Annotated in this window: 13 protein-coding genes and 2 pseudogenes; 13 read left to right on the top strand and 2 right to left on the bottom strand. The window is 33.9% G+C overall.

Annotated features, from left to right (window positions below; genetic code table 11):
- The first annotated feature begins 9 nt into the window (after window positions 1-9).
- The 10 genes and pseudogenes from L1611_RS08180 to L1611_RS08135 all read left to right on the top strand — a co-directional run bounded on the left by L1611_RS08180 (window position 10) and on the right by L1611_RS08135 (window position 8,794).
- Window positions 10-414, top strand: coding sequence for an NUDIX hydrolase (locus tag L1611_RS08180; protein ID WP_236312583.1), 405 nt, complete (start codon window positions 10-12; stop codon window positions 412-414).
- Between the two features lie 27 nt (window positions 415-441).
- A pseudogene (locus tag L1611_RS08175) lies at window positions 442-1,069 on the top strand (zinc dependent phospholipase C family protein).
- Window positions 1,070-1,201: 132 nt separating this feature from the next.
- Window positions 1,202-2,071 (top strand): MurR/RpiR family transcriptional regulator, encoded by an 870-nt coding sequence (locus tag L1611_RS08170; RefSeq protein WP_236312582.1) that lies wholly within the window; start codon window positions 1,202-1,204, stop codon window positions 2,069-2,071.
- A 172-nt stretch (window positions 2,072-2,243) separates the two neighbouring features.
- Window positions 2,244-3,314 (top strand): ornithine cyclodeaminase family protein, encoded by a 1,071-nt coding sequence (locus tag L1611_RS08165; protein ID WP_236312581.1) that lies wholly within the window; start codon window positions 2,244-2,246, stop codon window positions 3,312-3,314.
- A gap of 24 nt (window positions 3,315-3,338) precedes the next feature.
- The gene (locus L1611_RS08160) at window positions 3,339-4,253 is read left to right on the top strand and encodes a proline dehydrogenase family protein (RefSeq protein WP_236312580.1); all 915 of its coding nucleotides are present in this window, start codon (window positions 3,339-3,341) and stop codon (window positions 4,251-4,253) included.
- Window positions 4,254-4,268: 15 nt separating this feature from the next.
- Window positions 4,269-5,825, top strand: coding sequence for an L-glutamate gamma-semialdehyde dehydrogenase (gene pruA / locus L1611_RS08155; RefSeq protein ID WP_236312579.1), 1,557 nt, complete (start codon window positions 4,269-4,271; stop codon window positions 5,823-5,825).
- A gap of 137 nt (window positions 5,826-5,962) precedes the next feature.
- Window positions 5,963-6,649, top strand: a complete 687-nt coding sequence (locus L1611_RS08150; protein WP_236312578.1) for a hypothetical protein — start codon at window positions 5,963-5,965, stop codon at window positions 6,647-6,649.
- Window positions 6,650-6,792: 143 nt separating this feature from the next.
- Window positions 6,793-6,978 (top strand): hypothetical protein, encoded by a 186-nt coding sequence (locus L1611_RS08145; protein WP_236312577.1) that lies wholly within the window; start codon window positions 6,793-6,795, stop codon window positions 6,976-6,978.
- Entirely contained in the window at window positions 6,978-8,486 is a 1,509-nt protein-coding gene (gene putP, locus L1611_RS08140) for a sodium/proline symporter PutP (protein WP_236312576.1), read from the top strand. Before L1611_RS08145 ends, putP begins: the two co-directional genes overlap by 1 nt.
- A gap of 146 nt (window positions 8,487-8,632) precedes the next feature.
- Window positions 8,633-8,794 carry a hypothetical protein gene (locus L1611_RS08135; protein ID WP_236312575.1) on the top strand — a complete coding sequence of 54 codons (162 nt, stop codon included), beginning with the start codon at window positions 8,633-8,635 and terminating at the stop codon, window positions 8,792-8,794.
- Window positions 8,795-8,991: 197 nt separating this feature from the next.
- On the opposite strand, the gene L1611_RS08130 is transcribed toward L1611_RS08135, so the two are convergent.
- Window positions 8,992-9,387: a DUF4367 domain-containing protein gene (locus tag L1611_RS08130; RefSeq protein WP_236312574.1), complete on the bottom strand. Its 396-nt coding sequence runs from the start codon at window positions 9,385-9,387 to the stop codon at window positions 8,992-8,994.
- Window positions 9,388-9,392: 5 nt separating this feature from the next.
- Between L1611_RS08130 and L1611_RS08125 the strand changes: the two are divergent.
- A pseudogene (locus L1611_RS08125) lies at window positions 9,393-9,662 on the top strand (transposase); the annotation flags it as partial.
- 64 nt (window positions 9,663-9,726) lie between these two features.
- Here L1611_RS08125 and L1611_RS08120 read toward each other — a convergent pair.
- Window positions 9,727-10,275 carry a helix-turn-helix domain-containing protein gene (locus L1611_RS08120; protein ID WP_236312573.1) on the bottom strand — a complete coding sequence of 183 codons (549 nt, stop codon included), beginning with the start codon at window positions 10,273-10,275 and terminating at the stop codon, window positions 9,727-9,729.
- An 880-nt stretch (window positions 10,276-11,155) separates the two neighbouring features.
- On the opposite strand from L1611_RS08120, the gene brnQ reads away from it, so the two are divergent.
- Together brnQ and L1611_RS08110 are read left to right on the top strand one after the other, a co-directional pair.
- Window positions 11,156-12,511, top strand: coding sequence for a branched-chain amino acid transport system II carrier protein (brnQ, locus tag L1611_RS08115; protein ID WP_236312572.1), 1,356 nt, complete (start codon window positions 11,156-11,158; stop codon window positions 12,509-12,511).
- Between the two features lie 73 nt (window positions 12,512-12,584).
- On the top strand, window positions 12,585-12,848 hold the full coding sequence (locus tag L1611_RS08110; RefSeq protein ID WP_225068157.1) for a (2Fe-2S)-binding protein: 264 nt from the start codon (window positions 12,585-12,587) through the stop codon (window positions 12,846-12,848).
- Window positions 12,849-12,853: the final 5 nt, after the last annotated feature.

Raw genomic sequence — 12,853 nt, 5'->3', positions numbered from 1 at the left:
GGAATAGAATTGGCTTTTAATGATACTTTTAGGTTTGGTGCTCATGCTATAATATTTAATTCCGAAAGTCATGTGCTTTTATTAAAGCGAACATACGGGAATAAGGGATGGAGTTTACCAGGTGGGAGTGTTGAACCTGGGGAAACCATTCATCAAGCGTTATTTCGTGAATGCAGAGAAGAACTTGGAATAGAAGTTCAGGATGTTGTATTAACTGGGGTTTATTATCATAGTGTACTGAATACCCAAGCTGCAATATTCCGCTGTTCTATTCCAAAGGATGCGGAAATCAACCTTAGTTCTGAACACTCTGATTATAAATGGATGCATTTATCCAAAATAAGTGAGGTCCAACGAATACGGGCTTTAGATGCTTTGGAATTTCAAGGACAAGTAGTAAGTAGAGCCTTTTAGAAGAAATCATTGAAGGGTGGGGGAATTATGGGTTCAAGAATAATGCACTCGATTATTGGTAATAAAATTGCAGAGGCTTTATCGATAGAAGATAAAACATCTTTTTTGCTTGGAAGCGTTGCTCCAGACGCTGTTTTTTCACACCAAGAAAAAAACGTATCACATTTCTTTGTAGGTGAAGTACATGATTATTCAAGAAGTGTTGATTATAAAGGATTTTTACATAAATATAGTTCGCAAGTAGAAAGTAAAAATGATTATAATGATTATATATTAGGGTATTGTGCACATTTAATTGCTGATGATATATGGCTGAAAGGTTTTAATCTTTCTTGGTTAAGGAACAGAATGGATGCTGATGAAGGATTATATATGTTATACCATAATGATTTCCGATTACTAAATGGAAAATTATTAGAGCACTATGGTTTTACAAATGAATTGAGAAAAACGTCATTTTCCTGCAATTTCAGACTTGGAAGAGGTTAAGTCCAAAGACGTTGAAAAATTCGTTCCTTATGTATTAGGCGATATGGAGTACGATAAGGAAGTTTTAAATGAAAAACTTAATGTTTTTACGTTTAATCAGATAGTTGGTTATATAGAGACATCAGTTGATGTGGGGTTATTGAAAATAAAGCCTATACTTACTTAATAGATTTTTACATGGTAACCTGCCCACAATTTTTTGTTATCGTAATTTGCCTTGACTCTAGTAAAAGTTATAATTAGTTATATATACTAAGAATAATTATAGTGAAAATTTTTAATCAGAAGTAGGTGGAATATGAAAACTCAAGAAGAAATGAATGTACTAGAACATATAATTATGGTCAAAGATTCGTTACCAAACAAACAGAGACAACTTTGCCGTTTTATATTAGAACATCATCAAGATATTGGATTGTTTACTGTCAAAGAGCTTGCGAATAATGCGGGTGTGGGAACGACAACAGTCTTACGGCTAGTAAAATTATTAGGTTTCAACAGTTTTTTTGATTTAAAAAAAGAATTTCATGATATTCAAAAAGATTATTCTGATAAATGGGAGAACGTACAAAGATCATTCGGGAGTACCGAAGAGGATAATAATCACAAGACGCTTTCAACTGTTTTTCAAGAAGGGATCGATTTAATTGACAAAACTCTTAACCCTCAATTAATCGAAAATTTCGAAAAAGCGATGGATTTAATATCTAATGCGAAAAGAATCAACTTATTGGGATTACGCCCTTATAAGGCAGTTGCAATATACACTGAGCTGCTCATCGAGGAATTTCACTCGAATACAAGACAGCTTAGTTATGACAGTGATTCAATGTTTGATCGTATACTACAGTTTGAGAAAAATGAAGTTTTTATTATATTTAGCTACGCACCTAATACGCAGCGAGCGGTAGATGCTGCAAAAGTAGCATATGAACAAGGGATACCAATTATTTTAGTAACAGATCACTTATCAAGTCCGATTGCCAGCTATGCAAATGTCATTTTAAAAACCGAGTCTAGTGAAAATCACTTTACAATCATACCGATTATTGCAATTGTAGAATCAATAGTTATTGAATTAGGTATAAGACAATCGAAAACATCAATAAAAAGAATAGAGACATTAGTAAACACATTAAAAGATAAAAAAATTATTATTGATCAGTAAAGTATTTTTTTACAGGACATTAATTAAGCTGAATGCTAAGTTAATGTCCTTTTCTAATATAAAAAAAGGAATGATTATTCCTTTTTTTATAAAAAAGGTTTACAATAAACTATATTTAATGTTAGAATACTTTCAAAAGGTTGCAAATATTTAGAAGATTTGAGGGATTTGAATGGGTACAGTTAAAGAGCTCAATCAATTAGAGCAAAGTAAAAAGGTGGGTTTTATTTATCTTTCCCAGGAGGACTGCATTAAAGCTGGTGGGCTAGATATGAAAGGCACCCTGGGTGCTATTCAAAAATCTTTTGAGTTACACGGGAGTAACGAAGTAATCCAACCATCAAAACCTGTCATTCGCTGGGGCGGTCCAGAAACAGAAGAAACAAGAGGTCGAATTATGACAATGCCTTCTTATCTGGGAGGGGATCTAAATGTAGCAGGAATGAAATGGATTCCAAGTATGCCAGAGAATCCTAAGAGAATTGGCCAACCACGAGCATCTGCAATTATTATCTTAACAGACCCTAATAACGGTTTTCCTTTAGCTATCATGGACGGCACTATTGTAAGCGCTATGAGAACAGGAGCCGCAACTGGAATTGCAGCTAAATATTTAGCTAATCCAAACTCCAGAACGGTAGGTATTATTGGTGCAGGTGTTCAAAGTAGAACGCAGTTAATGGCTACCGTAGGAGTTTTTGGTAATCAGATTGAAGAAATCAAAGTATTCGATTTAAATCGTGAAAAGACTGATCAGTTTGCAAAAGAGATGACATGCGAATTAAATGTAAGCGTTATCAGGGCAGAGAGCGCAGAAGAAGCAATAAGAGAATCGGATATCGTCATTACGGCGACAATGTCCTCCTATCCTTATGTAAAAGGGGACTGGCTAAAGGAAGGGGCATTTCATTCGGAAATTTCATTTTGGGATACTGATCCAGAAGAGTTGGTTCACTATGACAAAGTAATTGTAGATGATTTTGAGCACGTAAAACACCATGGTGTAGATGTTAGTTATAGAGCCGTTCGTGACGGTGTTATTAGAGAAGAAAGTGTATCCAATTTAGGAGAGATTATTACAGGAAAGAAAATTGGAAGAGAAAATGCTATGCAAAAAATCTTATTCAATCCAATTGGTATGTCCATTCATGATATTTCTGAAGCATATAGAGTGTATTTAAATGCTAAGAAATTAGGTATAGGGAATGACCTCTCACTCTGGGAGAACCCACACTGGCTTTAAAAACGTTTGAAATGAGGAATGAAAATGGAGAAATTATTAAGCAATACATTTCAGACACTTGCAAAAAATAAAGTTGCCAATAAAATGGCTCAAAAATACGGATTAAAGTTAGGAGCTAAACGCTTTGTTGCAGGAGATGGTATTCAACATGCAGTAGATTGCGTTAGAAAAATAAATGACGATGGCATGGTAGCTATGCTTAATTATTTAGGAGAATATGTTTTTACAAAAGAAGCAGCTGAAGAAGCAACAAAGAATTGTATTAAAACATTGGATGCCATCCATCAGTCAGGTATTGACAGTAATCTATCTATCAAAATAACTTCATTAGGGTTAGATATAAGCAAAGAGTTATGCATTCAAAATTTAAAGAAAATTTTATATCGAGCAGAAGTATATGGAAATTTTGTGAGGATTGAAATGGAAGATTATTCTCATTGTCAATTAACTTTAGATATTTATAAAGAAATGAGACAAGAATACGACAATATTGGAACAGTAATTCAAGCATATCTCTACAGAACAGAAGAAGATATCCATGATTTAAATGAATATAACGCAAATTTACGCTTAGTAAAAGGGGCTTATAAAGAGTCAGCTGCTGTTGCTTTTCCCAAAAAAAGTGATGTAGATAAGAATTACGAGAAAATTATTAAAACTCATTTGCTGAATGGTAATTATGCAGGAATTGCAACACATGACGACGTGATGATTGAAAAAGTCCTTAATTTTGTGGATCAAACTAACATCAGCAAAGAACAATTTGAATTCCAAATGTTATATGGCATTCGCTCTGACCTACAAAAACAGTTAAGTGAAAAAGGATATAAAGTGAGGGTTTATGTCCCATATGGTGTCGATTGGTTTGGATACTTTATGAGACGTTTAGCAGAGCGACCTGAAAACGTAGCATTTGTACTAAAAAATACTTTTAAATAATTGGAGGATTGTGAAATGTTAAAAACAGTTGAAAAATTTAAAAATGCACAAGATACGGATTTTGCAAATCATAATAATGTTGTTGCTTTGAAAGCTGCCATTGCTAAAGTGAGAAGTGAACTAGGTCAAGAATATCCGGTAATTATTAATGGAAAGAAATTTTATACTGATGATAAAATAACTTCTATCAATCCAGGTAAAAAAGATGAAATTGTTGGATACATGAGTAAAGCTAATCAAGATATGGCAAGTTCAGCAATTCAAGCTGCGACAAATACTTTCTCTTCGTGGGGGAAAACGCCTGCTGAAAAAAGAGCTGAATATTTATTTAAAGGTGCTGAATTAATAAGAGAAAAACGACATGAGTTATCAGCGTTATTAATAATTGAAGCGGGAAAGAATTTTGAAGAAGCAGATGCAGAGGTATCAGAAGCAATTGATTTCCTTGAATTCTATGGAACATCCATGCTTCAACTAGAAGAAGATACACATAAATTAATTAAAATTCCAAATGAAAAAAATAAATTAACATATATTCCTCTTGGAGTAGGATTTATTGTACCACCATGGAATTTTCCATTAGCCATTTGTGCAGGATTAACAGCATCCGCAGTTGTAACTGGAAATACAACTCTTGTTAAACCATCTTCTGTAACACCAATTATTGCTTACAAATTTGTTGAGATTATGGAAGAAGCAGGATTACCAGATGGAGTAATTAATTTTATTCCAGGTGATTCATCTGTAATCGGTGATTTTATTACAGGTCATCCATTAACAAGATTTATTAGTTTCACAGGCTCTAAGGATGTCGGACTGCATATCAATGAAATTGCTGGAAGAACAGCTAAAGGGCAAAAATGGATCAAACGCGTAAATGCTGAAATGGGTGGAAAAGATGGCATTGTGATAGATGAAACAGCCGATTTAGATTCAGCAGCACAATCGATTGTATCGTCAGCTTTCAGTTTTCAAGGTCAAAAATGTTCTGCGGGCTCGAGAGCTATTATCGTTGAAAGCGTGTATGATGAGTTATTGGAGAAAGTGGTCCAGTTAACGAAAGAGCTCAGTATCGGCAACGGGGAAGAGAACCACTTTATGGGACCTGTGATTGATCAAAAAGCCTATAACACCATTTTAAAATACATTGAAATTGGAAAACAGGAGGCGAAACTCGTTTTAGGCGGGGATACGGGCAGCGATGAAGGGTATTACATTCATCCGACCATCTTCATCGACGCAGACCCGAACTGTACGATTATGCAGGAAGAAATCTTTGGTCCGGTGCTGGCGATTGCCAAAGCCAAAGATTGGGAGGAAGCGATCGACATCTACAACAATACCAAATACGGCCTGACAGGCGGATTCTTCTCGTCCGATGACGCGCGTATCGAGCAAGCCATTGAGCGAATGTACTGCGGAAACCTCTATATTAATAGAAATGTGACGGGCGCACTAGTGGGTGTTCACCCGTTTGGCGGATTCAACTTATCCGGTACAGACTCCAAGTGCGGAAGTTATGATTACTTGAAATTATTTAGTCAAGGTAAATTGCATGCTCAAAAAATCTAAGTGAAAATTGAAGAGCTTGCCAAATGATTATTATAGATCAACTGTCAAAAAGTTAATTGAATGTTTGGCGAGCTCTTCATCCTATAATTTATTAAATATTAAAGTGAATTTAAAATAATGAAAGATGGAAATACATTATGCATACCACTAAGATTCTAAGGTCTGAGGATTTTATATACAAAGTTAACGAGAAAGAATCAAAATTTGAAAGTGTATTCCCTCATTTTAATAAATATGATCGTCTAGGTATTATAGTTAGTAAACCAGGAGGAACTATAGGTGTTAGTGTACTTCTTATGGCAGCGATAACTAAATTTTACGATTTCTACCGATTTCAACTAGGAAATGAACATGGTAAATTAAGGATTTATCCAGATTATTTCATATTCCATATAGGAAAATTTCATATGAACCACTTTTGGATGGATATATGGCCATCACATAAAGAAATCTTGGTTAGTAATAATCCTCAATCTATTCTGGAAGCGGTTAATGACCGCGGAATAACAAGATTAATTGTTGAGGACATTCCTTCTACACCTACAAACTTTCTAAGGGAAACCATTAGCAGTGCTGAAAATAGAATTGTTAGTGCTTTAGCATATTCTCCAACAGGAAGAGTCATCAATCATGATATCAGTATAACGAGTTGCTCTATTGTAGAAAAACTCATTAAAGATTCATTAAAGAGTTCGGGAGACCTCTCTGAAAAAATGTATGGAGAACTGAGAAATAAAGTATTAGACCTTGAAGGACATGCAACTGAGACATATCGTCGGATTCAATTATCGGATGCTCTTTACAAACTTACCCTATCTGGTTAATAACTATATTCAATCTTGCTTAGAATAATAACCTTCAATAATAACCTTCTGAGTAAGATTGAATATAGGCTCTAAATTATTTCTAACCTTTATATTGAAAGCGATTTCAAATTAGTATAAAAACTTAAAAAGGGGTTATTAAAATGGAACCAACCTTTACTATGGCTACTTTATTTTGGTTATTCATTCCTATGCTACTATTAATTGTACTTTCTCTTATTTCTCTGTTCAATCAAATCCAACGGGAAAAAAAACAAAAAAATTCTCAATCGTATTTAGATCAAAATACAATTGATAAAAATATAACTGCTGAAAAGAGGGGATCATAATGGATTATATTTCACTTACCGTTTTTATTTTATATTTTGGATTACTCTTTATGATTGGTTATATGGCTTATAGAAGAACAAATGACTTTTCTGATTACATTTTAGGCGGAAGAGGACTTGGTCCGTTTGTTGGTGGTATAAGTACAGGTGCTTCAGATATGAGCGGATGGCTATTACTGGGGTTACCGGGTGCTATTTATGCTGGAGGAATATCAGGCGTATGGCTCGCTATTGGTTTAGCTGTGGGAGCTTATCTAAACTGGCAATTTGTAGGGAAAAGAATCCGAGTGTTTACTCAGGTATCAAATAACTCGCTTACACTTCCTGATTTCTTAGAAAACCGTTTTAGAGATAAATCGAAATCTCTTAGAATTATTTCATCTTTGTTTATTTTAATTTTCTTTGCATTCTATATTTCTTCGGGTCTTGTTGGAGGAGCAATACTTTTTGAGACGACGTTTGGAATATCATATACTACAGCATTATGGACGGGTTCCGTTGTAATCATTCTTTATACATGTGTCGGTGGTTTCTTTGCTGTTGCTTGGACAGACTTTTTTCAAGGAATGTTAATGTTTTTAGCTCTATTAATCGTACCAATCGCTGCTTTTCTTTACTTAGGAGGATGGAGCGAAACCGTGGCTCAAGCTGGAAATATTTCTATAGATAACTTAAATATCTTTGCAGGAACTACTACACTAGGAATTATTTCTTTGCTTGCTTGGGGGCTTGGATACTTTGGCCAACCTCATGTAATTGTTCGCTTCATGTCAATGGCTTCATCTAGAGATATTACCATTGGACGTTCTGTATACACTATATGGAACGTATTAGCGCTATTTGGAGCTATATTTACAGGGTTTGTAGGTATTGTTTATTTTGCGGATGCGCCTTTAACTAATCCTGAAACAGTATTTCTTGAATTTGCAAAAGTATTATTTAACCCATGGGTTACAGGCATTTTATTAGTAGCTATTTTGTCAGCAATTATGAGTACAATTAGTACACAATTATTAATATCTGCAACTGCTTTATCTGAAGATTTGTATAAAGGGTTATTTAGAAAGAATGCGAAAGAGAAAGAATTATTATGGGTAACACGAATAGGTATTCTTTTAATTGCATTGTTTGCTATTGTATTAGCTTTTAACCCAGAAAGTTCAGTATTAAGCTTAGTAGGATATGCTTGGGCCGGGTTTGGATCGGTCTTTGGGCCAGCGATCATACTTTCTATCTTCTGGAAAGGCGCGACAAGAAATGGTATTCTTGCTGGAATGATTGTTGGAGGTATCACTGTGATTTTATGGAGCCTTTTATCCACTCCTCCAGTAGGATCGGATGGCTTACCTATGGAACAATCAGCAGCTGTTATTCCATTTTACTTGTATGAACTTGTTCCTGGATTCTTTTTTTCCTTAATTGCTATTTTTACTTTTTCTAAGATTGGTGCTGCTCCAAGCAGAGAAATGATAGAAGAATTTAATACTGTTAAGACAAGCAATATCTAAAAAGATAACAAAAATGTACAGAGAAGACGGATCTGAAAAATGAACAAAACTATATAGGGTTGATCAAGATCTAGATCTTAATTTCTTAAATTAAAGTACAATTAATAATCTAAGATAATAATGATCTAAAACTGGAGGATTTATTTATGTGGATTATCACCATCTATTCAAAGGGCAATATTAGAATGTTTGAATTTGAAAGCGAAAAAGAAGCAAGAAAACATTTTAATACTATTCAAGAAAGTAAGATCATTTCTAATATTATTTACTATAATGATCATTTGTTAGAAAAAGCAAAAATTGAGTGACCTTAAACCATCCAATTTAGACTAAAAGCTGAAAGATTGCTTAATATATTTTAAAATAAGGCTGTTTTCTAAAAGATTGTTGCTATTGCATAAAATAAAAATATAATTGGCGTACCCATAGACCATAGGGGTACGCCAATTTTTATTTTTTTCCGATGGTTTATTCCATTAAAGACCCCGTTTGCTTAATAAGAGCATTATTCAAAAGACATAGCTGTTTCAATCAAGTCTTTCTTAGTTATTTCTTTCTCCGACTGTTGTCCATAATAAGCTAATCTGTAATGAATATCGTTTTCCGTCCAATTTAACATCATTACACCAGAATCGTTTACAGCATATTTTCCTTTTTTATCCCCTATTTTTACTACTTCAAACTCCATATCTGAATGTACTGTACCACCATTAACAGTCATTAAACTTAAATTATTTCCTTGTCCATAAAAGTTAAATGAAAGATTTCTTATTCCAGAAGGAGGCGGTGTAAAGTCAGCTTCTACAACCTCAAAAGGTACTTGGATCGGCAGCTTCGGTTGGAATGTGGCTTTGGTAGAGCGTTTGTTGAAATGGATCCTGCCTGGGGCTGCCTCTTTCAACTGTTCAGCCTCACATCATCAGTTTACAGATGTACATTCATCTTCTGTCGGAATACCAAAAGCATCTATCTGTATTAAAGGAAGAGATAGATGCCCAGGCTCAAGAATTGTATGAATATGATTTAATACGATCAATCCCAGGAATCGGGGACAAGATTGCAGCAACAATCCTGTCTGAAGTTGGGAAAATCGATCGCTTTCATCACCCAAAGAAGTTAGTTGCTTTTTCAGGGACTGACCACAGAGTTCATGAATCAGGAAAATTTAGAGCAACCCAAAACCTATTAAATATGGCTACCAGTTAAGATAGCCGTTTTGATAAATTTTTTGTTTAAAAAATCAATCACGAGAGGTAGCTGCACTAATAAATAAAAAATTAGTAGGTTTGTCTGTTTTGTTAAACCAGTTGTGAGGTCTAGTTGATTCTATATGAATACTATCCCCAGGGTAAAGGTCGTATTCAATGTCATCAAGAATGATAGTCATGGTACCTTCGATAACATAAATAAATTCCTGCCCTTCATGAGAAAAAGGTGTGCCTTTTTTATCTCCAGGTAATAAGGTAACTAGAATTGGCACAAACATGGGATTTGATACATTACCAGATAGATCTGAATAAGTAAAGGATGACTTATGTTCTACTTGTTTATCAGTTGCTCGTCTGATCATGCCTTTGTCAATTTGTATAGTGTCCGGAAAAAAATAACTGGGACTAACACCAAGAGCTTCAGATATTTTTCGTAAGGAGAGTAATGTAATGGAACAAAGAGAACGTTCTACTTGGGATAAGAAGCTTATAGATAAATCTGTTTTTTCGGAGACTTCCTTCAATGTCATTTTTTTTTCCTTACGGAGTCTTTTTATTAAATGCCCTAACTCTGGATCCATTTTATACCTCCAAATATAGATTAATGTAAAAAGTTATAGGAAATACGCTGGTTTTCTTATAAACATTAGAGAGGATCTAGGTTAAAATGAATTACGTATATCAAACTAGGCTTCTAAAACCTAATACTGAAATTAAATTGTGTCATATTTTCTTACAAAGCAATTGATGACTGGTTAGTTTCGTTATAAAATTTAAGTAATGCTTAAATTTTATAAAATTAATTTTACCATATTAACCTAGTGAGGTGAAGTTATCTGATTTTTAAATATCATATTTGAAATTAGACCATTTCTTTATCACTATAATTTAAGTGAAGTATAAATTCTGTGGTATACGCTAACTTTATTTTAGGATAAAACTGGAACGAGATTTAGGAAATCTGAAAAAAGCATCTAGAGGAAAAAACATAAACGGAAGGTTCTTGATTGAATAATAGAGTTTTAAGAAAATAATAAAACGATTGAATTTTAAGACGAAAATAAGTATAATAGCAACTAATAGCTTTTTAAAATTTAAGTGACATTTAAATATTTTAATTTCTACTTTAATTTTTAGGACTAATTTTAATATTAACTTAGTAACGGTAATGTTATTTAAAAATACCTTATTAAGTTTATATCATTTTTTTAGTCAATTATTTAAATGTCACTTAAATTTTGTGTATTAATTACAATAATGATTAAATTGAGAGGTAGTTAATTCTTTGGCAGATAAGGTGTCACAAGGAGAGATTGGGCAATCCGCACATTTTTAAGTTAGGAAGCAGTCTTGCTGACGCTATGTTTATTTTTTGCTTTCACTTAACTACTTGAAAGCGGTTACAAATTTACGTTGAGTATGAATATGCAGAAGGTTTTAAATTATTAGGAGGACTTTAAAATGAAAAGTACTTTATCGACAGGACAACTTATTGCCGTCGGTCTTATGCTATTAGCGATGTTTCTTGGGGCTGGTAACACAATATTTGCACCCATGGTAGGTCAACTTGCAGGAACGAACACGTGGATTGCGATGTCAGGGTTTTTGATTACAGGTGTCGGCCTTGTCTTATTAGCAATTATAGCATTAGCTATATCGGGAGGTACGGTAGAGAAACTTGCTGCAAGAGTACATCCAAAGTTCGGTATGTTATTTTCCATTGCCCTATTTTTAACTTTAGGACCAATATACGTAATTCCAAGAACTACATCAGTCGTATATGAAATTTCGGTATTTCCTATAATCACTGAGATGGTTCAGTCAAATAATTTATTCTTACTTTTGTTTTCTTTTCTCTTTATTCTATTGACTGTCTTGCTTTCTCTTAACCCAAGTAAGTTTGTAGATCGATTAGGTAAAGTGATAACGCCCGTATTTGCTACTCTTTTAATTTTATTAATAGCTAAATCATTCATTACTCCAATGGGGAGTTTTGGTGAACCGAAAGAGCCGTATATACAAGATACGTTTTTCAAAGGATTTGTTGAAGGCTATTATACAATGGATGTTCTTGCCGCGTTTATATTTGGGGGAATTTTCATTAAGTCGATTAAGAATTTAGGAGTTGAAGGAAAAAAAGCAACATCCATTGTTTTTATGAAAGCAGGAGTTATAACTGTAATTGGTTTGGCGATCTTGCAGTTATCTTTAGCTTGGATAGGAGCATCGAGTATAGATGCCATTGGATATGCAAGCAATGGTGGAGAAGTGTTAGCAAACAGTGCAATCCATTTATTTGGATATGTCGGAATATTCTTGATAGGTACTGTTATATTTTTAACTGGAATAACAACAAATATAGCGTGCTTATCATCAGTAGCAGAATATTTTAATAGAATCTATCCAAATATTTCTTATAAAAAATGGGTAATACTATTAGCTGTTCTTAGTTTAATCATTACCAATTTTGGTTTGAATACAATACTTGAGTTAGCGTCACCAATCTTACTTCTCTTATATCCAATAGCGATTACATTAATTATTCTTTCCTTTACCAATAATCTATTTAAAGGGTATCAATCCGTATATGTAGGTTCAATTATTGGTAGTGGATTTGTTGCACTGTTAGATGCTTTAAAAGAAGCGAATGTTTTTGCAGATTTTATTAGTCAAACCTTTTCTTTCATACCACTGTTTAGTTTCGGGGCAGGATGGATCATTACGGGACTGATTGGAGCTGTTATCGGTATTATTGTAGCTATTTTGAAAAAACCAGAAGAAAGAAAGCTTGATGTAGGGGGAGAAGAGGTTTCCTGACATGGTAATTAAAATTGTAGCGTCTATCTACTAAGTTTCATTCTCGCATTAAGTATAAATTGAGGTGTTTCAAGTGAAAGAAGATGAAATGATCATATGCAGGTGTGAAGAAGTAAGTTACGAGGAATTGAAGACTACAGCTGCCAAGTATAAATGTTCCGCTAGGGAATTAAAGCTTCGTACTAGGGCAGGCATGGGTTATTGTGGTGGAAGATCATGTCGGACTATGGTAGATAAAATAGCTGCTACATCAGCAAATGATCGAAATCGAACATGCGTATCATTGAAATATCAGCCACCTATACGCCCGATCAGCTTCAAAAATTTAGGAGGGTAATATAA

It is taken from the genome of Pseudalkalibacillus salsuginis (assembly GCF_021646685.1).
In the GTDB taxonomy this organism is placed as follows: Bacteria; Bacillota; Bacilli; order Bacillales; family Fictibacillaceae; genus Pseudalkalibacillus; species Pseudalkalibacillus salsuginis.
This window is presented reverse-complemented; position numbering and strand designations above follow the sequence as displayed.